Annotated in this window: 21 protein-coding genes; 10 read left to right on the top strand and 11 right to left on the bottom strand. The window is 56.0% G+C overall.

From position 1 onward, the window contains the following. Positions 1 to 454 precede the first annotated feature (454 nt). The 6 genes from AM410_RS06105 (at position 455) to exaC (ending at position 7,606) form a co-directional block, all read left to right on the top strand. Positions 455 to 811, top strand: coding sequence for a DUF3302 domain-containing protein (locus tag AM410_RS06105; protein ID WP_014168090.1), 357 nt, complete (start codon positions 455 to 457; stop codon positions 809 to 811). A gap of 2 nt (positions 812 to 813) precedes the next feature. Continuing rightward, positions 814 to 1,950, top strand: a complete 1,137-nt coding sequence (locus AM410_RS06100; protein ID WP_014168091.1) for an HlyD family secretion protein — start codon at positions 814 to 816, stop codon at positions 1,948 to 1,950. 89 nt (positions 1,951 to 2,039) lie between these two features. Continuing rightward, positions 2,040 to 2,648: a glutathione S-transferase gene (locus AM410_RS06095; protein WP_032679336.1), complete on the top strand. Its 609-nt coding sequence runs from the start codon at positions 2,040 to 2,042 to the stop codon at positions 2,646 to 2,648. Between the two features lie 103 nt (positions 2,649 to 2,751). Beyond that, on the top strand, positions 2,752 to 4,137 hold the full coding sequence (gene selA, locus AM410_RS06090; protein WP_032679999.1) for an L-seryl-tRNA(Sec) selenium transferase: 1,386 nt from the start codon (positions 2,752 to 2,754) through the stop codon (positions 4,135 to 4,137). Next, positions 4,134 to 5,981: a selenocysteine-specific translation elongation factor gene (gene selB, locus AM410_RS06085; RefSeq protein WP_073397576.1), complete on the top strand. Its 1,848-nt coding sequence runs from the start codon at positions 4,134 to 4,136 to the stop codon at positions 5,979 to 5,981. The genes selA and selB overlap by 4 nt, the downstream gene beginning before the upstream one ends. Positions 5,982 to 6,067: 86 nt before the next feature. Beyond that, positions 6,068 to 7,606, top strand: coding sequence for an acetaldehyde dehydrogenase ExaC (gene exaC, locus AM410_RS06080; protein ID WP_073397579.1), 1,539 nt, complete (start codon positions 6,068 to 6,070; stop codon positions 7,604 to 7,606). Here the strand turns inward: exaC and AM410_RS06075 are convergent. Then, the gene (locus tag AM410_RS06075) at positions 7,603 to 8,568 is read right to left on the bottom strand and encodes a LysR family transcriptional regulator (protein WP_073397581.1); all 966 of its coding nucleotides are present in this window, start codon (positions 8,566 to 8,568) and stop codon (positions 7,603 to 7,605) included. The two genes, exaC and AM410_RS06075, sit on opposite strands and share 4 nt — an antisense overlap. Positions 8,569 to 8,685: 117 nt before the next feature. Here AM410_RS06075 and AM410_RS06070 point away from each other — a divergent pair, with 117 nt between their 5' ends. Further along, the gene (locus AM410_RS06070) at positions 8,686 to 9,426 is read left to right on the top strand and encodes a MipA/OmpV family protein (protein WP_014168097.1); all 741 of its coding nucleotides are present in this window, start codon (positions 8,686 to 8,688) and stop codon (positions 9,424 to 9,426) included. A gap of 95 nt (positions 9,427 to 9,521) precedes the next feature. On the opposite strand, the gene AM410_RS06065 is transcribed toward AM410_RS06070, so the two are convergent. Together AM410_RS06065 and AM410_RS06060 are read right to left on the bottom strand one after the other, a co-directional pair. Continuing rightward, positions 9,522 to 11,477, bottom strand: a complete 1,956-nt coding sequence (locus AM410_RS06065; protein WP_047742786.1) for a glycoside hydrolase family 127 protein — start codon at positions 11,475 to 11,477, stop codon at positions 9,522 to 9,524. A 10-nt stretch (positions 11,478 to 11,487) separates the two neighbouring features. Continuing rightward, positions 11,488 to 12,888 (bottom strand): MFS transporter, encoded by a 1,401-nt coding sequence (locus AM410_RS06060; RefSeq protein WP_047355987.1) that lies wholly within the window; start codon positions 12,886 to 12,888, stop codon positions 11,488 to 11,490. Between the two features lie 224 nt (positions 12,889 to 13,112). On the opposite strand from AM410_RS06060, the gene AM410_RS06055 reads away from it, so the two are divergent. After that, complete coding sequence (locus AM410_RS06055; protein WP_025206441.1) at positions 13,113 to 13,931, top strand: helix-turn-helix domain-containing protein; 819 nt, start codon at positions 13,113 to 13,115, stop codon at positions 13,929 to 13,931. Here the strand turns inward: AM410_RS06055 and araD are convergent, their stop codons facing one another. Genes araD through yiaK form a run of 8 tightly spaced genes read right to left on the bottom strand, consistent with a single transcriptional unit; the run spans position 13,932 to position 21,481 of the window. Beyond that, positions 13,932 to 14,627 (bottom strand): L-ribulose-5-phosphate 4-epimerase, encoded by a 696-nt coding sequence (gene araD / locus AM410_RS06050; protein WP_047355988.1) that lies wholly within the window; start codon positions 14,625 to 14,627, stop codon positions 13,932 to 13,934. It abuts the gene before it with no gap. Then, positions 14,621 to 15,481 (bottom strand): L-ribulose-5-phosphate 3-epimerase, encoded by an 861-nt coding sequence (locus AM410_RS06045; RefSeq protein WP_073397584.1) that lies wholly within the window; start codon positions 15,479 to 15,481, stop codon positions 14,621 to 14,623. Before AM410_RS06045 ends, araD begins: the two co-directional genes overlap by 7 nt. Then, a complete protein-coding gene (gene ulaD / locus AM410_RS06040; RefSeq protein ID WP_040018411.1) occupies positions 15,463 to 16,137 on the bottom strand; it encodes a 3-keto-L-gulonate-6-phosphate decarboxylase UlaD in 675 nt (224 codons plus the stop codon). Before ulaD ends, AM410_RS06045 begins: the two co-directional genes overlap by 19 nt. Then, on the bottom strand, positions 16,134 to 17,639 hold the full coding sequence (locus AM410_RS06035) for an FGGY-family carbohydrate kinase (RefSeq protein ID WP_073397586.1): 1,506 nt from the start codon (positions 17,637 to 17,639) through the stop codon (positions 16,134 to 16,136). Before AM410_RS06035 ends, ulaD begins: the two co-directional genes overlap by 4 nt. A 48-nt stretch (positions 17,640 to 17,687) precedes the next feature. Continuing rightward, on the bottom strand, positions 17,688 to 19,007 hold the full coding sequence (locus AM410_RS06030) for an MFS transporter (protein WP_047742797.1): 1,320 nt from the start codon (positions 19,005 to 19,007) through the stop codon (positions 17,688 to 17,690). 43 nt (positions 19,008 to 19,050) lie between these two features. Further along, on the bottom strand, positions 19,051 to 19,977 hold the full coding sequence (locus AM410_RS06025; protein WP_108647640.1) for a DUF4862 family protein: 927 nt from the start codon (positions 19,975 to 19,977) through the stop codon (positions 19,051 to 19,053). A gap of 27 nt (positions 19,978 to 20,004) precedes the next feature. Further along, positions 20,005 to 20,472, bottom strand: coding sequence for a YhcH/YjgK/YiaL family protein (locus AM410_RS06020; RefSeq protein ID WP_020882655.1), 468 nt, complete (start codon positions 20,470 to 20,472; stop codon positions 20,005 to 20,007). Positions 20,473 to 20,482: 10 nt separating this feature from the next. Then, positions 20,483 to 21,481: a 3-dehydro-L-gulonate 2-dehydrogenase gene (gene yiaK / locus AM410_RS06015; RefSeq protein WP_014168108.1), complete on the bottom strand. Its 999-nt coding sequence runs from the start codon at positions 21,479 to 21,481 to the stop codon at positions 20,483 to 20,485. A 224-nt stretch (positions 21,482 to 21,705) separates the two neighbouring features. Here yiaK and yiaJ point away from each other — a divergent pair, with 224 nt between their 5' ends. Then, entirely contained in the window at positions 21,706 to 22,524 is an 819-nt protein-coding gene (gene yiaJ, locus AM410_RS06010; RefSeq protein WP_020882654.1) for an IclR family transcriptional regulator YiaJ, read from the top strand. A gap of 3 nt (positions 22,525 to 22,527) precedes the next feature. Next, positions 22,528 to 22,983, top strand: a complete 456-nt coding sequence (locus AM410_RS06005; protein ID WP_073397593.1) for a 4Fe-4S binding protein — start codon at positions 22,528 to 22,530, stop codon at positions 22,981 to 22,983. The last annotated feature ends 1 nt before the right edge of the window (position 22,984 follow it).

Raw genomic sequence — 22,984 nt, 5'->3', positions numbered from 1 at the left:
AAATGGTGGATAAAAAAAATACGATGGCGATAAATAAAGCAAAAACCACCCACTTCTGTGATGTAAATCACATTTGGTTGTCGTGAGTTTGTTTCTGGATTGTGACTAATTTCACAAAAAATTTTTATGCAGAATTCTCCGGATGTGATCGGCGACAAATTCTGCCTGGCGATTCAACGCCAGGATGTCATGAAGTCACACATAAAGCTAAAAAATGACTTTTCATGTGTGGTATGGCGAAAAGCAATAAGGTACGTTACGCTCATATTGTAAGGTTAAGTCTATTATTATTCAGGATATATTTTGACACGCTTATAAACTTGCATGGAGATATTATAAAAAACGATACTCCCCGGCTCTGAAATATAAGTACACCTCGTATTTATAAAAAATTAATTAGGTTGCGTACCGTTTTATTAATTTAATGAGTTGACGTTGTTTAAGTGAGGAGAATATGTTTCTCAACTATTTTGCGCTGGGCGTATTGATTTTTGTATTTCTGGTTCTTTTTTACGGAATCATCGCCATCCATGATATTCCTTATAATATGGCCAAAAAACGGAATCATCCCCATGCGGATGCCATTCATACGGCGGGATGGATTAGCCTGTTTACGCTCCATGCGATTTGGCCGTTCCTGTGGATTTGGGCCACGTTGTACCGCGAAGATCGCGGCTGGGGGATGCAGAACCACATCTCAAAACCTGATGAGGTCCCGGGTATGGATGCTCTGACTAAACGTGTGGCCGAATTAGAACAAAAACTGGCAGCGGTACCTCCCACGGCTGACAAGAACACGCTGGAGCACTAATCATGGATCTGCTGATTATTTTGACCTATGTGGCCTTTGCCTGGGCCATTTTTAAAATATTCCGTATTCCGGTAAACCAGTGGACCCTCGCGACCGCAACATTAGGCGGGGTGTTTATTGTCGCCGGGCTTATCCTGTTGATGAACTATAACCATCCCTATACCTTTACGGCGCAAAAAGCGGTTATTTCCATTCCGATTACGCCGCAGGTTACTGGGGTAGTGAGTGAAGTTACCGATAAAAATAACCAGCTAATTAAAAAAGGCGAAGTGTTATTTAAACTTGATCCGGGCCGCTATCAGGCGCGCGTTGACAGACTGCAGGCCGACCTGGTCACCGCCACGCACAATATCGACAATCTCAAAGCGCAGCTTGCGGAAGCGGTCGCCAATACCACGCGCGTGTCCGCTGAACGTGACCGCCTGTATAAAGATTACCAGCGCTACCTGAAAGGCAGCCGGGCAAAGGTTAACCCGTTCTCTGAAAGCGATATCGACAACGCACGGCAAAACTATCTGGCGCAGGATGCGCTGGTAAAAGGCTCGGTGGCTGAACAGACGCAAATACAAAGTCAGTTAGACAGTATGGTCAACGGTGAGCAATCCCAGGTTGCTTCCCTGCGTGCTCAGCTTGCTGAAGCGAAATACAACCTGGATCAGACCGTGGTGCGTGCGCCGAGCAATGGCTATATCACGCAGGTGCTTATTCGTCCGGGGACCTATGCTGCCGCGCTGCCGCTGCGCCCGGTCATGGTCTTTATTCCTGAACAGAAACGCCAGATTGTGGCCCAGTTCCGTCAGAACTCGCTGCTGCGTCTGAAGCCGGGCGACGAAGCGGAAGTGGTCTTCAACGCGCTGCCGGGCCAGGTCTTCTCCGGCAAGCTCACCAGTATTCTGCCGGTGGTGCCGGGGGGGTCATACCAGGCGCAGGGTGCGCTGCAGTCACTGACCGTGATCCCTGGCACCGATGGCGTATTAGGCACTATCGAGCTGGAGCCGAATGCTGATGTCGATGCGCTGCCCGACGGCATTTATGCTCAGGTGGCGGTCTATTCGGATCACTTTGCTCACGTCTCGGTAATGCGTAAGGTGCTGCTGCGTATGACCAGCTGGATGCACTACCTCTATCTCGATCACTAACCCCTTCAGGGCAGGAATGCGACACGCATACCTGCCCTTTTTTCATCGCTTGATCCATACTGACTTTTTTCGGCATCAAGGATCAGGCAATGAAACTTATCGGCAGCTACACCAGTCCCTTCGTGCGAAAAATCTCGATTCTCCTGCTGGAGAAAGGGATTGAATTCGAGTTCGTCAATGAACAGCCTTATCACGCTGAAAACGGTGTGGCACAGTACAACCCGCTGGGAAAAGTGCCGGCGCTGGTAACAGACGAAGGCCAGTACTGGTTTGATTCCCCCATTATTGCGGAGTACATCGAGCTGCTCGGCGTGGCCCCGGCGATGTTACCGGCCGATCCAAACGCGGCCCTGGCAATGAAGCAAATTGAAGCGCTGGCCGACGGTATTATGGATGCGGCGTTAACGTCCGTGCGCGAGCAGGCAAGACCCGCCGCCCAGCAGTCTGAAACGGAACTGTTACGCCAGCGTGAAAAAATCAGCCGCAGCCTGGACTGGTGCGAACAGCTTATCCGGGAGGGAAAAATTCAACCCGATAGCCTGAACCTGGCAACGATAGCCATTGCCTGCGCCATCGGTTATCTCAATTTCCGCCGCGTTTCCCCCGGCTGGTGCGTCGACCGTCCATTGCTGGTGAAGCTTGCAGAAACACTCTTTCAGCGCGAGAGCTTTGCCCGTACCGAACCGCCAAAGGCTTGATGCGGGTTATAACACTTCGCAGCAGGAGGCGGTACAATCCCTTCTTATGTTGACTCCCTCTCCCGTCGGGAGGGGGGATGATATTTACTCGCCAGGCGCTTTCATGACAACTCATCACTCCCTGTACAGCCAGATCCCTGCAACCGACCGTCTTCTTCGCGAGCCGCGCGTGCATGCTGCCGTTGCGCGGTTCGGCCATACTGCGACGGTTGAAATATTACGTCTGCTTCAGGACGAAGCCCGCAGCCATATTCAGACAGAAAATGCATTGCCGGACTGGTGTGCGGCGTGGGGGCAGGAAGTGGAGCTGAGGCTCGAGGAGAAAGCACAAAGCGCGTTACGCCCGGTCATCAACCTGACGGGAACCGTGCTGCACACCAACCTTGGTCGCGCTCAACAGGCAGAAGAGGCCGTCGCTGCGGTCGTGCAGGCCATGCGTTCCCCCGTGACGCTTGAGTACGATCTGGACGGCGCAGGGCGCGGACATCGCGATCGGGCGCTGGCGGACCTGCTCTGCGAGCTGACCGGCGCGGAAGATGCCTGCATCGTGAATAACAACGCGGCGGCGGTACTGTTAATGCTGGCAGCGACCGCCAGCGGTAAAGAGGTGGTGGTTTCCCGTGGCGAGCTGGTCGAGATTGGCGGTGCGTTTCGCATTCCGGATGTTATGCGCCAGGCGGGCTGTACCCTGCATGAAGTGGGCACCACCAACCGCACGCATGCAAAAGATTATCGCGCGGCAGTAAATGAAAATACCGGGCTGCTGATGAAGGTCCACACCAGTAATTACCAGATAGCCGGATTCACAAAAACCGTTGAAGAGGCGGAGCTGGCGGAGCTGGGCCGTGAGCTGGGTGTGCCAGTGGTGGCCGACCTCGGTAGCGGTTCGCTGGTCGATCTGAGCCAGTACGGTCTGCCAAAAGAGCCCATGCCGCAGGAGATGATTGCGGCGGGCGTCAGTCTCGTGAGTTTCTCCGGCGACAAACTGCTTGGCGGCCCGCAGGCGGGGATTATCGTGGGTAAACGTGCGCTTATTGCGAAGCTGCAGCAGCACCCGCTCAAGCGTGCACTGCGAGCCGATAAAATGACGCTTGCTGCGCTGGAAGCGACGCTGCGCCTTTATCTCCACCCGGAAAAACTGGCTGAACGTCTGCCCACGCTGCGCCTGCTGGCCCGTGATGCCGCCTCAATTCGCGCCCAGGGTGAACTGCTCTTGCCACACGTTGCGCCGCACTACCCCGATTTTGACGTGCGCCTTGAAGCTTGTCAGTCGCAGATCGGCAGCGGTTCACTGCCGGTGGACAGGCTGCCCAGCGCGGCGCTCACATTTACACCCCGTGACGGACGCGGCAGCCAGCTTGACGCTTTGTCGGCGCGCTGGCGTGCCTTGCCAGCACCGGTTATCGGGCGCATTTACGATGGCCGAATGTGGCTGGATCTACGCTGTCTTGAAGATGAAGCGCGATTTCTGGAGATGCTGTTGAAATGATTATTGCCACCGCCGGTCACGTCGACCACGGAAAAACCACCTTATTACAGGCCCTGACCGGGGTGAATGCCGATCGTCTGCCGGAAGAGAAAAAACGCGGCATGACCATCGATCTGGGCTATGCCTACTGGCCTCAGCCTGATGGCCCGGTGCTGGGTTTTATTGATGTACCGGGACACGAGAAGTTTCTTTCTAACATGCTGGCGGGCGTCGGTGGCATCGATCATGCTCTGCTGGTGGTGGCTTGTGATGACGGCGTGATGGCGCAAACGCGTGAACATCTGGCAATTTTACAGCTGACGGGCAACCCGCAGCTGACCGTTGCGCTGACCAAAGCTGACCGCGTCGATGAGGCGCGACTCAACGCGGTGCGTGAAACCGTGCAGGCGACCTTGCGGGAGTATGGATTTGCCGATGCGCCATTGTTCGTCACCGTGGCGACAGAAGGGCGCGGTATTGACGAACTTCGCCACCATTTGCAGCAGCTTACTTCACGCGAGCATGCCAGCCATCATCGTTTCCGTCTGGCGATCGACCGGGCCTTTACCGTTAAAGGCGCGGGGCTGGTGGTCACCGGTACCGCGCTGAGCGGTGAAGTGAACGTGGGCGATACCTTATGGCTCACGGGTGCCAACGCCCCGATGCGAGTGCGCGGTTTGCATGCGCAGAACCAGCCCGTAGAGCATGCCCATGCCGGGCAGCGGATCGCGCTCAATATTGCGGGCGATGCGGAAAAAGAGAAGCTTAACCGTGGCGACTGGCTGCTGGCCGGTGTACCGCCAGAGCCTTCTGAGCGGGCGATCGTCGCCCTGCAGACGCATGTGCCGCTGACCCAATGGCAGCCGCTGCATATCCACCACGCGGCCAGCCATATCACCGGGCGCGTGTCACTGCTGGAAAACGACTTTGCCGAACTGGTTTTCGATTCGCCACTGTGGCTCGCGGATAATGACCGTCTGGTACTGCGTGACATTTCGGCCCGGGAGACGCTGGCCGGGGCGCGGGTAGTAGCGCTCAACCCGCCGCGTCGCGGCAAGCGCAAGCCGGAGTATCTGCAATGGCTGGGAGCGCTGGCGCAGGCCGCGGATGATAAAGCCGCGTTGCTTGTTCATCTTGAGCGCGGTGCCGTCAATCTGAGCGATTTCGCATGGGCTCGTCAGCTCAGCGCGGAAGGATTACGCCTGCTGACCCAGGAGCCCGGTTTTATTCAGGCGGGTAACAATTTACTGAATGCCCCGGTCGCAGCATGCTGGCAGCGCAAGGTACTGACCACGCTCGCCACTTACCATGAACAGCATCAGGATGAACCCGGCCCGGGACGTGAACGCCTGCGACGCATGGCGTTGCCGATGGAAAACGATGCGCTGGTGCTGCTGCTGATTGAAAACATGCGCGAAAGTGGGCTGATAAAAAGCCACCACGGCTGGCTGCATCTGCCGGATCACAAAGCCGGGTTCAACGCCGGGCAAGAGGCGATATGGCAGAAAGTGGCCCCGCTGTTTGGCGACGAGCCGTGGTGGGTTCGCGATCTCGCACGTGAAACGAATACCGACGAACAGGTGATGCGCCAGGTGTTGCGCCATGCGGCGCAGCAGGGATTAATCGTCGCGATCGTGAAAGATCGTTATTACCGTAACGATCGCATTGTGGCGTTTGCTAACCTGATCCGCGAGCTGGATCAGGCGCGAGGCACGACCTGCGCAGCAGATTTCCGCGATCGGCTGAACGTCGGGCGCAAGCTGGCGATCCAGATCCTGGAATATTTCAACCGCATCGGCTTTACCCGTCGTCGTGGCAACGATCATTTATTGCGGGATTCGTTATTATTTCCTGAAACTCCGTGACCCCCGTCGTAAACACCGTTACCGGCTGGCGAGAAAATCGCCAGCCGGTACTACCCTTGTTGTACACCAACAGCAAGGAGACGATCATGACAAACAATCCTCCCTCATCGCGTATCCAGCCTGGCGAGTATGGTTTTCCCCTCAAGCTGAAGCCCCGTTATGAAAACTTTATCGGCGGCGACTGGGTTGCACCCGTCGGCGGCGAATACTATTCCAATCTGACGCCCGTTACCGGCCAGCCGCTGTGTGAAATAGCCAGCTCCGGCAAGGGGGATATCGACCTGGCACTGGACGCCGCGCACAAAGCCAAAGACAAATGGGGGCATACCTCTGTTCAGGACAGAGCGGCGATATTGTTTAAAATCGCTGACCGGATGGAACAGAACCTGGAGCTGCTGGCAACGGCGGAAACCTGGGATAACGGTAAGCCAATCCGTGAAACGATGGCGGCAGACGTGCCGCTGGCCATTGACCACTTCCGCTATTTTGCCTCCTGTATTCGCGCTCAGGAGGGCGGAATTAGCGAGGTAGACAGCGACACCGTGGCCTACCACTTCCACGAACCGCTGGGCGTGGTGGGGCAGATCATTCCGTGGAACTTCCCGTTGCTGATGGCGAGCTGGAAAATGGCTCCCGCCCTGGCGGCGGGTAACTGCATTGTGCTCAAACCGGCCCGCCTGACCCCGCTGTCAGTTCTGCTGCTGATGGAAGTCATTGGCGACCTTCTCCCGCCAGGCGTGATTAACGTGGTGAACGGGGCGGGGGGTGAGATAGGGGAATATCTGGCGACCTCAAAACGGATCGCCAAAGTCGCGTTTACCGGGTCGACGGAAGTGGGTCAGCAGATCATGCAGTACGCGACCCAGAACATCATTCCAGTGACCCTGGAGCTGGGCGGTAAATCGCCGAACATTTTCTTCGCCGACGTCATGGAGGAAGAGGATGCCTTCTTCGATAAAGCCCTGGAAGGCTTTGCGCTGTTTGCTTTTAACCAGGGTGAAGTCTGTACCTGCCCAAGCCGCGCGCTGGTGCAGGAGTCTATCTATGAGCGCTTTATGGAGCGAGCCATTCGCCGCGTCGAGTCTATCCGCAGCGGTAACCCGCTTGATAACGTGACCCAGATGGGCGCGCAGGTCTCGCACGGGCAGATGGACACTATCCTCAACTACATTGATATTGGCAAGAAAGAAGGGGCGGATGTCCTGACCGGCGGTCGGCGTAAAATGCTGGGCGGCGATCTGCAGGACGGATATTACCTGGAGCCGACGATCCTGTTCGGCAAAAACAACATGCGCGTCTTCCAGGAGGAAATTTTCGGACCGGTGCTGGCCGTCACCACCTTCAAAACGATGGAAGAGGCGCAGGAGATCGCTAACGATACGCCGTATGGCCTCGGGGCTGGCGTCTGGAGCCGCAACGGTAATCTGGCTTACAAAATGGGGCGGGGCATTCAGGCCGGGCGCGTGTGGACCAACTGCTACCACGCTTATCCGGCGCACGCGGCTTTTGGGGGCTATAAGCAGTCGGGCATCGGGCGTGAAACCCACAAGATGATGCTGGAGCATTACCAGCAGACGAAATGCCTGCTGGTGAGTTATTCCGATAAACCACTGGGGCTGTTCTAATTCTCCAGCTCAGGTTGCCCCTGGGCAGCCTGAGCAATTTGCTGACGCAGGCAGTTCAGTACGCCGTCCAGAATGTACTGCACGCGCCAGGGCTGGTATTCACGTTTGCGGAATATCGCCGTCAGGTCGAGCCACCACTCTTCCTGATGGGGGAAGCAGGGAACCAGAGAACCACTCTTAAGCTCTTTTTTCAGGCTTTCTTTCGGCGCAAAAACAATACCGAGATTATTTCGTGCCAGTTCCAGCGCCGTCTGCGTATTGTCGCAAATATAATTCCCGGTCACTCTGTAATCATATACGGTCTCGCTGCCGTGGACGCGAAAACGCCAGATGTTCGCCTCATCCACCAGCATCGAGTCTATTAAAATACAGGAGTGATTCATTAAATCTTCAGGTCCGGTTAAGGGGTGGTTTTTCAAATATTCTTCAGTGGCAAATGCCGTGACGGAATATTTCGTTAACACACTGGCGACCAGACTTTCATCTTTCGGCTGAGCATAGGTAATGAGAATATCGCAATCATCGGGGAACGAGACCCCTTCGGAATATTCATTACGATCCAGGTTGTACGTTTTTAACGAGATACGGATATCACCGATGTCCTCAATCTGATGGATCACGTGTCTCGCCAGATACATCACGATACCCGTTGGGGCGTAAATGGTCACTTTTCCGCGCTTCTCATGCTTATAATCAGCAATGAAATTAATGAGCTGGCTATTTTTATCCAGCGTGGCGTCAATGTAGGGGAGTAACGCTTCGCCAAACTGGGTTAGCGCCAGCTGACGGGTCGTGCGCTCAAATACTTTTAGACCGACACGCGTTTCAAAATCAGAAAGGTATTTACTGACGTTAGCCTGTGCCATGCCCAGCAGGGCTGCGGCATCGCCAATACTGTGGGTGGCTGCGATGACGGAAATAATTTTTAACTCGCGTGGTTTTAGCTGGAACTTATTCATCATGCGCACCCATCTATATGTTTTTATATATAATATTATATAAACTGCAGCGTTGCATTGGCAAATTTGTAACCATTATTATTCGCCTCGCTTGTTTGGCGTCTAAATGGATTACATGTAATGACTATTAAATACAATTTACTCATCGCAGCCACGTTATTTGCAACATCATCTGCAATGGCTGGTGATTTTTCACTTGGGGCGGGGGCTGTATTTAATGAGTCGCCTTATAAAGGATATAACGAAAATACCACGGCGGTACCGTTAATTAGCTATGAAGGCGACCGGTTTTATATTCGCCAGACCACCGGCGGATGGATCCTGTGGAAAGACGAAAAAAATGAATTCAGCATGACCGCATCGTGGATGCCACTGCGATTTGATCCTGAAGATAACGACGACGCTCAGATGAAACACCTCGATGAGCGTAAAGCATCAGCGTTTCTCGGCGGGGCGTACTACCGCCATGAACACTGGGGCTCGCTGAAAGTGGCGGTCTCGGGTGATGCGATGGATGAGAGCGGCGGCGTGATCGGTGAAATCTCATACTTCCGTCCGGTTCGGATGGAACGTCTGACGCTGACGCCATCGGTAGGTATTTTCTACAGCGACGAAAGCTATAACGATTACTACTACGGTGTATCCGGCAATGAGTCTCGCCGCTCAGGCCTCAATGAATACACCGCAGGTGATAGCTGGACGCCGTATGTGGGTCTCGCGGCTAAATATCAGTTAACCCAGAATCTGTTTATCAACGCCAGCGCGGTCTATACCGTGTTACCTGACGACGTGAAGAACAGTCCGATGATCGACCGCGAAGACAGTTTCGCGCTGATGACCGGCATGTCCTGGCGTTTCTGATCTAAAGCCGGGTGGCGATTGCCTTACCCGGCCTCGGTTTTTATCTCCCGCGCCTGTGGGAGAGGGTTGGGGTGAGGCTGACAGGACAGATACCTTCAGGCCTCATCCACCCAAATCCGCATTTCCCCTTCTCCCCGGTTTGCCCAGCTGAACCACGGAATAAAGGTCAACGTCCGGGGCTGGCGCTGCACCGGGGCGCGATCGTACTGCCACAGTGCCTGCGTGCCTTCCTCATCAGCGTGACGCGCGATGCCCTCCGCCTGAATCAGTATCTTGTGCGCAAAGATCCCTTTTCCTTCAAAGACCCGAAATTCGCTCTGCTCAGGCAGGGAGAGGTTATGCAGGTTCGCGCCATTGTCGGCCTCTTCCAGGCAGTAGACCAGCGGGCCACGCTGCAGCGCGACTTTACCGGCCTGCTGGCGTACCAGCGGGTTACCGTACACGCGGCGGACCGGCATGGGTAAGGTCAGCGTAAGGGTATCTCCCTCCTGCCAGCGGCGGGTGAGGTACAGATACCCCCGGGAGACATCACCCGTGACCCTTTCGCCGTTCAGTGACACGGCCGGGCTTGTGCACCAGTCTGGTAAACGTAGTGCCAGCGTGTGGGTCACCGGGGCAGGTGAGGTGATCTCGATGTTGACCTCTTCCTGCCATGGATAATCACCGCTAATCCGTAGCTGTAAGGTGCCCTCATCTACCGGTATGGCGACGTCGTTCCCCACATAGAGGTTGATAAAGAGCGCGTTCTGACGAACGGTATAGAGATAGTGGCCCAGCGAAGTGAGCACGCGGGCGATATTGGGCGGGCAACAGGCGCAGCCGAACCAGCGCTGGCGAACCGGCTTAACGTGGTCGTAGACATGATTAAATGCCAGTGTTTTAGGGTGTACCTCCAGCGGGTTCACATAGAAGAAATGTTTACCGTCCAGCGCCATGCCGCCCAGTACCGTGTTGTATAAGGCACGCTCCATCACGTCGGCGTACTGGCTGTCCGCTTCCATCTCCAGCATCCGGCGGGCAAACATCATCAGGCCAATGGAGGCGCAGCTTTCGGCATATACCGTATCGTTAGGCAAATCGTAATCGCTGCTGAAGGCTTCGCCACTGCTTTGCGAGCCGATCCCGCCGGTAATATAGAGCTGTCGCTGGGCCATGTTATTCCACAGTCGCAGGCAGTCCTGGCGTTTACCCTCGTCATGACTCAGGCGAGCAAGATGCGCCATGCCCGCCATCAGATAGACAAATCGAACCGCGTGGCCGATGGCGGTGTGTTGTTCGGCAAGCGGTTGATGCGCCTGGCTATAGGCTTTGTCCTTGACCATCCACGCCGGGCCGTACGTGTTCCAGTACGATGTCCGGCCCCGTTTCTCATATTCGATATCGTAGAAATGAGGCTGTGTGCCGCGCGTGTCGATAAAATATTTCACAAGGGCCAGGTAACGCGGTTCCTGAGTGACGTCGTAAAGCCGCATAAGCGCCAGCTCAATTTCCGGATGGCCCGGATAACCGTGAAGCTGCTCCTCGCCGGGGCCAAAGACCCGGTCGATATGGTCCGCCAGTTTGCATACCACCTCCAGCAGACGGCGTTTTCCGGTCCCCTGAAAATAGGCCACGCCAGCTTCAATCATATGTCCGGCGCAGTACAATTCGTGGCATTCGGCGAGATTCGTCCAGCGCTCACCGGGTGCTTTCACCGTGAAGTAGGTGTTGAGATAGCCATCGTCACACTGCGCCGCCGCAATCAGCTCAATCACCTCATCGGCGGTTTTTTCACGTTCCGGGTCGGGCTTCTGGCACAACGACCACGCGACGGCTTCCAGCCATTTCGCCACGTCGCTGTCCTGAAACACCATCCCATAGAACTCCCCCTGTTCCAGCCCTGCCGCAATGCGGAAGTTGGTGATGGCGTGACTCGGTTCGGCTTCGGTAACGCGATCGTTTAGCGCATCCCACTGGTAGGGGATCACCACATCACGCACCAGCCGCTGATACTGACCGAGAAACGGGTCGTTGATGTTCAGTGTGTGCAGGTCGGCTTCCATTATGGACATGTCATTCTCCTCAGGACGATACGTGACGCTGGCGCAGATCGGTGGCAATGCGCGACATCATGGGATTGTTGAGTCTGCACCAGCGGATTGAGACCGCCAGCAGCAGGTGGAAAAGGGCGGGGAGCAGCGTCTCCATCGCAGTAATTCCCTGTAACGAGGCTGGTGTCTGGTTGCCCGCGCCCGGCTGGTAGGCGACGGCGATAAACACCAGGCTGATGATCCCGGCGCTGGACGCCCAGGCGAGCTTGATGAAAAACAGATTGAAAGCGAAGTTCATGCCAGATGAACGTACCCCGTTTTTCCACTCACCATAGTCATCTGCAAATGCCATCAGCGAGAAGTGCAGGGGCAGGGTAAAACCGAGAATGACGCCGTTACTCAGAATAACGATCAGCCAGAGCGTCTGATGAGCCGGACCGCCTGGCAGAAACCACATTCCTGCCGCGAGCGCGGCCAGCACGAGGTTGGTGTAGTAATAGAGTTTGACGGTATCAATCCGGCGAGAAAGGGGATTCACGATCACCGCGCCGAGAATGGCGGCAAAGGTCACCATCGTGAAGAACAGCGAGGTATAAGCGGTACTGCCCTGGAGCACGTAGGTGATGAAGTACATGTAGCCGCCGCCACGGATGTTGAAGACGTTGATCAGCAGGAATGACATCACCAGCATCAGCAGGAGCTGATCGTTGTTGCGCAGGCCGGCCAGGTGCTCGCGTAAGGTGAATTTGCCCATCAGCGCCAGCGGGACGCGCTCACGCACCCAGAAGAAGCAGCAGAGGAACATCACCACGGCGATGGCGCACAACACCCCAACGCCGAGCTGATAGCCTCGCGCGGCGTTGCCCTCGCCCAGCGCTGCGACCAGCCACGGCAGGCCAACAGAGACCAAAAAGCCCGCCACACCGCACAGCACAAAGCGCCATGACTGGCAGGAGATGACCTCGCTGTGGCGGGTGGTCATGGTGTTGATCAGCGCGCAGTAGGGCACGTTGATGGCGGTATAGCCCACTGACAACAGCAGATAGGTACCAAACGCCCAGGCGATTTTCACCCCCATGCTGGCGTCAGGCACGGTGAAGGTCAGTACACCGATAACCCCGACAGGAAGCGCCACCCACAGCTGCCACGGGCGAAAACGCCCCCAACGGCTTTGTGTTCGGTCGGCAATCACCCCCATCACCGGATCGGAAATGGCATCAAACACGCGCAGGGCAATAAACAGCGTGCCAACGAGCGCAGGCGTCAGACCAAAAACGTCGGTGTAGAAGAAGGTAAGAAAATTCATGATCAGGCAGGTAATGACCGTGCCACCCGCGTCACCCAGGCCGTAGCCTATTTTTTCGCGGACTGACAGGCGGTCATCCATAGCCCCTTGTACGACCTGTGATTCTGTAATCGGTGTGGAAGTCATGAGGTAACTCCTCGGTAATCGATTTTTATCGTATTTATGCAAGGTACCCCATTCATTCTGCACCGAACGCTCAGGCCAACAAGGGAAGGGAAAAGTATAAAAAGGTGACGATTCCGACCTGATGATAAATTTGTGATTTCGATCGGGAAGGCAGGAAGATATTCATTAATAATCAAAGCATAAGATGAATATTAATGGCAATCAGAGCGGAATGGTGAATATCCATGCTTGAATTATCCATAGCGCTTCCGATTAAAGTGCAAAATGGTGGGCTCTTTATTTCCCGGGGCGTGGGCCGGCATCCGGCGCGCAAATTAACCTCGTGGGAGATTATCTTCGTCGAAAAAGGGACATTAACGATCCAGGAAGAAAACACGCTCTTTGAGGTGAAAGCGGGAGAGAGCTTACTGCTCTGGCCGGCGCGTCGACACGTGGGGACAGAAGATTTCCCGGCGGACCTGCGGTTCTACTGGCTGCATTTTGAGGTCGAAGCGCAATCGTCGCCTTTGCCACATGCTTTTCCGGTGGCCATTGAACAACATTGCTGCGTGCGCGATGCTCAATATGTGATTGCGCTATTCCGGCAATTCCTGAGTGAGCAGGAAAAATTACAGCGAAGCGTGGCGCTGGAAATGATTTTGCTGCTGATTTTACAGCAAGTGTCGATCTCCTCAGGTTATGAAGACAGAGCCGATGAAGCCGGCGCGGCCATGGCATGGAAGGCAAAACAGCTTATTCGCACGCAGTTTCATCTGCCGCTTTCCACATCGCAACTGGCAAAAGCCTTGCACTGCAATGCCGATTATCTGGGACGCGTATTTCGCCGGACCTTTCACTTAACCCTGACGGAAGCGATCCATCGCCAGCGCGTCAGGGCGGCAGAAAAGCTGTTGCTGAACGACTCCGCGTCCCTGACCGAAGTGGCAACCCGCTGCGGTTTTAATGATGTCGGGTATTTCCGGCAGATATTTTCAAAGCATACCGGCTTAACGCCCGCCGTCTGGAAACGGCGGTACTGTAAGGAGCATATTAATTCCGGGTGATCACTGGCCGTAGTAGGCATTTGCTCCATGCTTGCGCAGGTAATGTTTATCGAGCAATTCCTGCTGCATCGTCGGTAGCTGTGGCGCAAGCTGGCGTGAAAACAGCCCCATAAAGGCGCACTCTTCCAGCACCACAGCGTTATGTACCGCATCGGCCGCATTTTTTCCCCAGGTGAACGGGCCGTGAGAATGCACCAGCACCGCCGGGATCTGCATCGGGTTTACGTCGCGCTCCTCAAAGGTTTTGATGATCACTTCACCGGTCTGGTATTCGTATTCACCCGCAATTTCAGCCGGGGTCATCAACCGCGTGCAGGGGATCGCACCATAAAAATAGTCAGCGTGAGTGGTACCCCATGCCGGTAAATCCTGCCCTGCCTGCGCCCAGACAGTGGCGTGGCGGGAATGGGTATGCACAATGCCGCCAATTTCAGGGTAACGGCGATACAGCGCCAGGTGGGTTGGCGTGTCGGAAGAGGGTTTTTTAACCCCCTCGACCACCTGGCTCGTGGCAATGTCCACCACCACCATATCCTCTGCGGACATCACGTCATACTCCACGCCGGAGGGTTTAATCACCATCAGGCCGCGTTCACGATCCACCGCACTGACGTTGCCCCAGGTGAAAGTCACCAGCTGGTGGGCGGGCAGCGCCAGGTTTGCCGCCAGGACCTCGGCTTTGAGTTGTTCTAACATGTCATCCCTCCTTCCTGCATCCGGGCTTCAATCCAGCGGCGTGCCTGGATGATTTCCAGTACCGGTTCTTTGGCTTTTTCAGTCCACATTTCAATCAGAAATGCGCCGCGATAATTGAGCTGATTCAGCGTGTTAAATATGCCCACGAAATCGACGCACCCCTCGCCGAACGGTACGTCACGAAACTGTCCGGGGCTTTGTTCAGTCACGGGCTGGGTATCTTTCAGGTGGATGGCGGCGATGCGATCGATGCCCAGCGTCAGCTCGGCGGCCACATCGTTACCCCACGCGCTCAGGTTGCCGACGTCCGGATAAACGCTGAACCATGGCGAAGCGAGCATTTCGTCCCACTTTTTCCATTTGCTGATGGAGTTCATAAACGCGGTATCCATGATCTCCACTGCCAGCATGACCTGCGCGGCGGCGGCCTGCTCCACGGCCCATGCCAGCCCTTCGGCAAAGCGTTGCCGGGTACCTTCGTCATGTTCTTCGTAATAGACGTCATACCCGGCAAGCTGGATGGTGCGAATACCGAGATCGCGCGCCAGACGGATGGCTTTGGTCATGATGGCGCGTGCGCGCTCGCGGGCGGTCTCGTCCCGGCTACCAAACGGGAAACGGCGGTGGGCAGACAGACACATCGACGGGATCGCGACCCCGGTTTCCAGCATCGCCTCAACCAGAGAGGCGCGCTGCGCGGTGTTCCACTCAAGGCGGGACAGGCGCTCATCGGTTTCATCGATCGACATCTCGACAAAATCAAATCCGCAGCTTTTTGCCAGCACCAGGCGCTCTGGCCAGGTGAGCGCTTTCGGCAGCGCTTTTTCGTAGATACCTAACGGATGCTGACGCATGGTGACTCCCCCCAGATGTCGCGGATGTGTGAATGGAATGCATGGGCCACCTGCGGTGGGTTAGCAGTGCCTGTCAGTGCCCGTCCGGCAATAAACGCTTTCACATTGATCTGCTTAAACAGCGGCAGGTCGGCGGGGGTAATGCCGCCGGTGATCGAGAGCTGCAGGCCGATATCCGAGAGGGCTTTCATGCTGGCGAGATCCGCCTCGCCCCACTGCTGGCCGCTGGCCTGTGCGTCGCGCCCACGGTGATAAATGGCCTGTGTGACCCCGATACGGTGCCATTCTCGCGCATCATCCAGCGTCCAGTGACCAAACAGCTCCATCTGAATTTCCCCGCCGCAGCGCAGAGCCACCTCGTGACCCTTCTCGACGGTTGCCAGCGGCGCGGCGCAGATAATGGTCATCCAGTTCGCGCCTGCGCCAAACGCCTGTTCAGCCAGCGTTTCTCCGGCATCGGCCACTTTCCAGTCAGCCACGATCGTTTTTTTCGGACACTGCTGGCGCAGTGCGCGCACGGCATTAAGCCCTTCGGTGAGACACAAAATGGTGCCTGCTTCGATAATATCGACGTGATCCGCAAGCCGCTCGACGTCGCGCTGTGCGGCCTGAAGTGAGGTATGGTCGAGCGCCAGCTGCAGTAATGGTCGGCTCATAGGTCGTGCTCCTTAACATGGGCGTGATAGCCCTGTAGTGCTGAAATCAGTAGCTGGTAGCGCTGATACTTGCGCTGGTAGGCCGCATGGGCATGCTTGTCGGGTGTGATGACGCGAATGTGATGTCTGACAGCCTGCTGCGCGGTGCGGAAATCGGGATAAACGCCGGTACCCACCAGCGCGGCCAGCGCCGCGCCGGAACAGCCGGTCTCTTCGACCTGTGGCAGTTCTATTGCCAGACCGCTGACGTCCGCGAGCATTTGCATCCACACATCTGAATGGGCAGGGCCGCCGGTTACGCGCAATGCCTGCACGTGCGTGAAGCGCGCTAGCATGCGGTTAAGATGGGTCATGTGGCTGAAGACCACACCTTCATAGACCGCCTGCAACAGATGCGCGCGGGTGTGCAGGGCCTGCATGCCGTAAAACCCGCAGGTCATCTCCAGCCCGGCGTTGCTGCCATAGAGGAACGGCAGGAAGAGCAGATCGCTTCCGGCTTTCGGCAGGCTGGCCACGGCCTGGTTGATCGCATCGAATGACATGTCGCCCCACTGTGTGGTTAGCCATTCGAGGTTACCGGACGAGGTGGGGCTGGCTTCGTGAACGATGTAGTGCTGCGGATGAACGTAGCGCCCATACACATAGGGATACGGCTCGTTATGGCCTATACCGTTGGCGATCCCGCTGGTGACAGCCCAGGTGCCCATCACGGCGTTGAGCGTGCTGTCGTCATGTAACCCGGCGCAGATCGCGGTGGAAACCACATCAAACAGCCCCCCCACAACGGGTGTACCCGCTGCGAGACCGGTCAGGGCGGCGGCCTGAGCGGTGATTTCCCCGCACATTTCTGCTGAACCGACGATCGGCGGCAGCGCGCCGTCAATTTCGTCGATGCCGAGCCAGCGTGTGAGCTGCGGGTCGTACTGCCCGGTGTTCATGTTGTAGAGATTGGATTCAGAGATGTTGCTCTCTTCACACCCTTTAACGCCGGTGAGGCACCAGCGCAGGTAGTCGTGCGCCATCATCACACAGCCAATCTGCTGATAACGGTGCGGTTCATTCTCTTTCACCCAGCGCAGGAGGGAGGCGGGATGCCCCGTCCATAGCGTCTGGCGCGTATGCGGATAAAGCTTTTCAGGAATACCGTCCTGCTGCCAGCGCTGTACAATCTCCAGCGCCCGGCGGTCAGAGGAGAGCATGGCGTTGCCGAGCGGCTGGTCATACTTGTCCAGTAAAAACAGTCCTTTACCCTGAGCTGATATCCCGACGCCTTTGATTTGTGCGCCGCCGATGCCGGCCTTCTTAAGCAGCAGGGCGACGGTGGCGTGGCACTGCTGCCAGAGTTGGTGCATATCCCGCTCAGCGTGGCCTGCGTGTGGGCTGAGTGTGGCAACCGCGCGGCGCTCAATACAGACTTCCTGGCCCTGGCGGGTGTACAGACCGGCTTTCAGATACGTTCCGCCACAATCGATACCCAGCCAGAAGGGCTCTTTTTCACTCATCGTTGACTCTCTTGTCTTACGCCCTCTCTTCAGGAGAGGGCGGGGGGATCAGGCTGCGTGCTTATGCGGGTTCACGCCGGGGTTGGGTTCCGCTCCGGCATCGCATTTCGCCGGTAGCATCAGGGCGAGCAGCGAGGCCAGCGCCAGCGAAACCGCGAGGCAGTACACCCCGGCATCTTTGCTGTAGAGGGTGATCAGCACGCCCACCGCGTAAGGGCCGCAGAACCCACCGAGGTTACCCAGGGCGTTAATCACGCCGCGAGCGCCACCGGCCATCTCTGCGCTGAACAGGCGCGCCGGAATCGTCCAGAACACACCCGCAGCGGACTGCAGGAAGAAGCCACAGCCCACCAGCGCGGCATAGGCCAGCCAGATGTTCTCTTTCAACGCCACGGAGAGGAACATGCAGAGCGCGAAGCCAATCAGCGGCAGGGAGACGAACAGCTTGCGCTTGCCGGTACGGTCAGACAGTGAGGAGAACAGGAACATGCCCGCAATGGCGCCGACATAAGGCAGGATGGCGAGCATTCCCACCTGGCCGATGCTGGTATGCGTCAGCTCTTTGAGAATGGTCGGCAGCCAGAGGGTGTAACCGTAAATCCCGGTCTGGTAGAAGAAGTTCAGGGCAATCAGCTGCCACATGGTTTTGTCGGACAGAACCGCCCTCAGCGAGGCATTTTTCACCGCTTTTCCGGCAATAGCCTGCTGTTCTGCGGCCAGCGTTTGTATCAGATAATTTTTCTCGGCCTCGGAGATCCAGCGAGCCTCCTGCGGGCGGTCGTAGACGGTGAATACCCAGAGCACCAGCACCACAATGGACATCAGCCCTTCAATGATGAACAGCCAGCGCCAGTCGAGTGCGGTGATAATCCAGCCCGACAGGGGCGCGGTGATGATCCCCGCAATGGGAACAAACATGATGACAATCGCATTGGCGCGGCCGCGTTCGGCGTCCGGGAACCAGTTACTGATCATCGTGAGCACCACAGGCAGCATCCCGCCTTCTGCCACACCGAGTAAGAAGCGCAGTGCCAGCAGTTGATACTGGTTGGTCACAACGCCGGTCAGGACCGAAATCACCGCCCAGGCAACCAGTGACCAGCCAATAAACTTCTTACCGCTGCCATGCACGGCAATCTTGCCGCCGGGCACCTGCAGGAACAGATAACCGATAAAGAAGATCCCACCCGCCAGGCCTGCCATGGTGGCAGAGATACCTAACTCTTCATCCATACCGCCTGGCATCGCAAATGCGATATTCACGCGGTCCATATATGAAATAATACAGGCGATAAGAATAGGCGGAATGATTCTTAACCAGCGCTGGCGCGGAATATCCGCTTGTAGAGCATGAGTAGAAATATTCATATTTAATATCTCAGTGAATGTAACCGGAATAAGATTTTTATTGTTATTGCGTTGCTTTTTTCATTTCACTAATGCCGTCGCGCAAAATAGCGATACGATGGCTGACGTTAGCATTAGCATTTATTTCCAGTAATTTAATACCGGAGAATTTCAATGTTGCGGCGCTCGCCGCAGTAAAAAGTGCGTTTACCTGTTCGGTGGTCATTAAACTGTCGGCGCAGAACGGGGAAAATGGCGCGTGCAGATCCTGCCATTCGCCGTACGCTCCGCGGACGGAGGTCCCGGAGAACATCAGTGCGCCCAGCTTCCCGGCCTCAAGTGCGGCTTTAACATGTTCAGGCGGCAGCGTGGTATTGCGTCCTTCGATAGCCGACCGCGCCCAGTTAATGCATACGCTGATATCCGTTTCTTTCACCACCTCAAGCACCTGCGCTAAGGGCAAAAACCCCTTTCGTGGCGCGGGGCCGGTCATGGCATCGCAGTGTTCAAGCACCAGGTCGCATGACCAGTCCCATGAGGTGATTTCATGTACAGAACGGGAAAACGCAGCGGTAGCTTGTTCAACAGACGGGTTTCCCGCCTGCGGCGCGGCTTGCATCTCCAGGGCAATAATTTTGCCTGGAAAGCGAGTATTGATGGCATCAATCTTTCGCAGCAGATGGCGGTAATAGTCAACGCAGGCTTTGCGCTGTTCTTCATCGGCAGAGGCCAGGCCAAACGCGCCATTTGTGCCGCGGCGGCGCATGGTTTCCATCACCGCGGTAACCACCATTTGCCAGTCTCCCGGCGTATGGCGGAACAGCCATTCGTCACCCAACGGATGGAGATCCTCAAGACACGGTTGCTCCAGCCCGCGAATATCTGGCGTATCGGAAAGCGCTCGCCAGAAGTCCCGCTCTTCTTGTTCCCCTTGCTGGTGAAACGAGGGTGCGCAGGGGTACGCACCAATTATAAAACCGGTGTTAGTCATTTCGCATTCCCAATAGAGTTCAGAAAATTAATCTATTTCGCTGATTGCTACTTTCACCACAATTTTACGAATTGCCGATACCTTATTTTTAATGCAGGCAGGACGGTGAACATCCTGCGGAAAAAATATGGCGTACGTGCCGGGCGTCATTTCTATAAATGATTCATTTTCGCTGCCGTGATAAAAAATAATATCCCGCTGTTCCAGCAGCGATTCGCTTATTTCGTTATTGCCGGTATCAATGGCGACACCGATTTTCTCTTCACCCCATGCCAGAAACTGTATGTCCAGATAGCGACGGTGCACTTCGGGACGGTTCTCATCCCACGTCCGGGTGGTGAGGTCGAGCACCTGAGCAAAGATGTTACGTCCGTCAATGTCCACCACGCCAGGTGCCAGCGCCGTGAAATCCGTGGTGCGCAGAAAATCGAGTGCTTTCTCTATCGCCCGCGGCAGGCGACACGGATTTGGCTGCGATATATGTCCTAAAATCATGGCCCACTCCTTACAGAGACTGGATTTTCGCCCACACGCTGTCGTCAATGGTGATGCCGTTGCGGCGGTTCTCTTCGAGCAGACGTGTGAATTCATGACCCGGCAGTCGAACCGCGACGTTGTCATCAGCCCGCTCGGCGTTGATGATAAAGTCCATGATGCGCTGCAGTTTGGCATCGCGGGTGGGTCCGTCGATCAAACGATCGACCTCGATGGCGATAAAGATTTGTGACACGCCATATTCGTCGCTGTTGTCCTGGGTCACTTCCGCAACGGAGGATCCGTTGGAGAGCAGGGTTGCGATCATGTCGAGGACGATGGATAAGCCCGATCCTTTCCAGTAGCCCATCGGCAGAATGCGGCGGTTTTTCTCGATCACACCAGGTTCTCTGGTGAGATGCCCTTCATCGTCAAAGCCCCCATCCACCGGCAACGTGCGTCCGGCCAGGCGATTCACTTCCAGCATGCCGTAGGAGAACATTGACATCGACATATCGACCATTGTGATCGGCGTAGACGGAATCGCCACGATCAGAGGGTTAGTGCCGATGCAGCACGCTTTCGAGCCCCAGGCTGGCATGACGGCAATGGAGTTAGTCCAGCAGATCCCGATGTACCCCTTCTCTGCGGCCTGCCAGCCGTAGCTGCCACCGCGCATCCAGTGGTTGGCGTTTCGCAGTGCCACCAGGCCGATACCGTGGTCGGCGGCCAGTTCGGTGGCGCGATCCATCATCTTTTTCGCCGTCAGGTTGCCAATGGAACGTCGGGCATCCCACTGTTCGATGGCACCTAGCGAGGTCACCCGTGTTGGCTGGGCATCAGGAATGATGTCGCCGGCATCAAGCTGCTGAATGAAGCGAGGGAAGCGGTTAACCCCGTGTGAATAGACGCCCGATTCCGTGGTGCGGGCAAACATCTCCGCGCAGGCGTCGGCGGTGTCCGCTTTTACGCCGCGATCGACCAGGACCCGCCTGAACGCCGCTTTTAACTCTTCAAAGGTCACTTTCATCCCTGTTCTCCTGTTTTTGTCGGGGCAAGTGCGAGTGCTTTTTTATCGCTAAATTTCACTATGCGAAATCTGATTTCAAATATAGCGTTCAAATTTTGCCAGATCAACGACATTCATGATTTTCAAAATCGATTAAAATCAAATGGTTGTGTTTTTTCTGTTGAGATCGTGAACTGAACCACACTTTGCGCTACCATCAGGACGCGATAAAAAGGAGCCATTGGATGAGCACGAAAGAGAGCGAAATGACGCAAGAAAAAGAGAGGCCAGCAGGTAGCCAGAGCTTGTTTCGCGGCCTGATGCTGATTGAGATCCTCAGCAACTACCCGAACGGGTGTCCGTTGGCCCATTTATCGGAACTGGCAGGGCTGAATAAAAGCACCGTGCACCGCTTACTGCAGGGATTACAGTCGTGCGGGTATGTTACCCCGGCGCCTGCGGCGGGCAGCTACCGCCTGACCACCAAATTTATCGCCGTCGGGCAAAAGGCGCTGTCGTCGCTGAATATCATTCACGTGGCGGCCCCGCACCTTGAGACGCTGAATATCGCCACCGGTGAGACGGTGAACTTCTCAAGCCGCGAGGACGATCACGCCATTCTGATTTATAAGCTGGAGCCCACAACCGGTATGCTGCGCACGCGTGCTTACATCGGTCAGCATATGCCGCTCTATTGTTCGGCGATGGGCAAAATCTACATGGCGTTTGGTCATCAGGACTATGTGGCGAGCTACTGGCAGAGCCATCAGGAGCAGATCCAGCCGCTCACCCGCAACACGATTACCGAACTGAGCGCGATGTATGACGAGCTGGCGGAAATCCGCGAGCACAGCATGGCGATGGATAAAGAAGAGAACGAGCTGGGCGTCTCCTGTCTTGCCGTACCGGTGTTTGATATTCATGGCCGCGTGCCGTACGCGATCTCCATTTCGCTCTCGACGTCCCGCATGAAGCAAATTGGTGAAAAAAACCTGCTGAAACCGCTGCGGGAAACGGCAGAGGCTATCTCAAAAGAGCTGGGTTTTAACGTGCGCGGAGCGTGACAGATGAACCGATTTATCCTGGCTGATACGGAAAAATGCATTGGCTGCCGTACCTGCGAAGTGGCCTGCGTGGTGTCGCATCAGGGAATGCTTTCTGCAGGCGCGTTTGCGCCCCGCATTCGGGTGGTCAAAGGCGGTGCATTCACTACAGCTGTGGGCTGCCATCAGTGTGAAGATGCCCCTTGTGCCACTGTTTGTCCGACACAGGCGATTCGCCACACCGCGGGTGCCTGGCGGGTGGAGCCGGCGCGCTGTATTGGCTGTAAAAGTTGTGTGGTAGCGTGCCCGTTTGGGGCAATGCAGGTTCAGCGAGTGGGGAACCGCGTTCAGGCGATGAAATGTGATTTGTGCGCAGATCGCGAGGCTGGACCTGCCTGTGTGGAGGCGTGCCCAACCCACGCGCTGCGCTGCGTTGACCCCGCCAGATTACGCACCGAACGGCTGCATAATCTGGCGTAAC

Source organism: Enterobacter cloacae complex sp. FDA-CDC-AR_0164, from assembly GCF_003071645.1.
In the GTDB taxonomy this organism is placed as follows: domain Bacteria; phylum Pseudomonadota; class Gammaproteobacteria; order Enterobacterales; family Enterobacteriaceae; genus Enterobacter; species Enterobacter ludwigii.
The sequence above is the reverse complement of the archived record's forward strand: the minus strand, read 5'-3'. Positions and strand labels throughout refer to the sequence as shown.

Bases quoted from the DNA above. Each gene is read 5' to 3' on its own strand.
- AM410_RS06105 (WP_014168090.1), top strand. From the start codon at position 455: ATGTTTCTCAACTATTTTGCGCTGGGCGTATTGATTTTTGTATTTCTG.
- AM410_RS06100 (WP_014168091.1), top strand. From the start codon at position 814: ATGGATCTGCTGATTATTTTGACCTATGTGGCCTTTGCCTGGGCCATT.
- AM410_RS06095 (WP_032679336.1), top strand. From the start codon at position 2,040: ATGAAACTTATCGGCAGCTACACCAGTCCCTTCGTGCGAAAAATCTCG.
- selA (WP_032679999.1), top strand. From the start codon at position 2,752: ATGACAACTCATCACTCCCTGTACAGCCAGATCCCTGCAACCGACCGT.
- selB (WP_073397576.1), top strand. From the start codon at position 4,134: ATGATTATTGCCACCGCCGGTCACGTCGACCACGGAAAAACCACCTTA.
- exaC (WP_073397579.1), top strand. From the start codon at position 6,068: ATGACAAACAATCCTCCCTCATCGCGTATCCAGCCTGGCGAGTATGGT.
- AM410_RS06075 (WP_073397581.1), bottom strand. From the start codon at position 8,568: ATGATGAATAAGTTCCAGCTAAAACCACGCGAGTTAAAAATTATTTCC.
- AM410_RS06070 (WP_014168097.1), top strand. From the start codon at position 8,686: ATGACTATTAAATACAATTTACTCATCGCAGCCACGTTATTTGCAACA.
- AM410_RS06065 (WP_047742786.1), bottom strand. From the start codon at position 11,477: ATGTCCATAATGGAAGCCGACCTGCACACACTGAACATCAACGACCCG.
- AM410_RS06060 (WP_047355987.1), bottom strand. From the start codon at position 12,888: ATGACTTCCACACCGATTACAGAATCACAGGTCGTACAAGGGGCTATG.
- AM410_RS06055 (WP_025206441.1), top strand. From the start codon at position 13,113: ATGCTTGAATTATCCATAGCGCTTCCGATTAAAGTGCAAAATGGTGGG.
- araD (WP_047355988.1), bottom strand. From the start codon at position 14,627: ATGTTAGAACAACTCAAAGCCGAGGTCCTGGCGGCAAACCTGGCGCTG.
- AM410_RS06045 (WP_073397584.1), bottom strand. From the start codon at position 15,481: ATGCGTCAGCATCCGTTAGGTATCTACGAAAAAGCGCTGCCGAAAGCG.
- ulaD (WP_040018411.1), bottom strand. From the start codon at position 16,137: ATGAGCCGACCATTACTGCAGCTGGCGCTCGACCATACCTCACTTCAG.
- AM410_RS06035 (WP_073397586.1), bottom strand. From the start codon at position 17,639: ATGAGTGAAAAAGAGCCCTTCTGGCTGGGTATCGATTGTGGCGGAACG.
- AM410_RS06030 (WP_047742797.1), bottom strand. From the start codon at position 19,007: ATGAATATTTCTACTCATGCTCTACAAGCGGATATTCCGCGCCAGCGC.
- AM410_RS06025 (WP_108647640.1), bottom strand. From the start codon at position 19,977: ATGACTAACACCGGTTTTATAATTGGTGCGTACCCCTGCGCACCCTCG.
- AM410_RS06020 (WP_020882655.1), bottom strand. From the start codon at position 20,472: ATGATTTTAGGACATATATCGCAGCCAAATCCGTGTCGCCTGCCGCGG.
- yiaK (WP_014168108.1), bottom strand. From the start codon at position 21,481: ATGAAAGTGACCTTTGAAGAGTTAAAAGCGGCGTTCAGGCGGGTCCTG.
- yiaJ (WP_020882654.1), top strand. From the start codon at position 21,706: ATGAGCACGAAAGAGAGCGAAATGACGCAAGAAAAAGAGAGGCCAGCA.
- AM410_RS06005 (WP_073397593.1), top strand. From the start codon at position 22,528: ATGAACCGATTTATCCTGGCTGATACGGAAAAATGCATTGGCTGCCGT.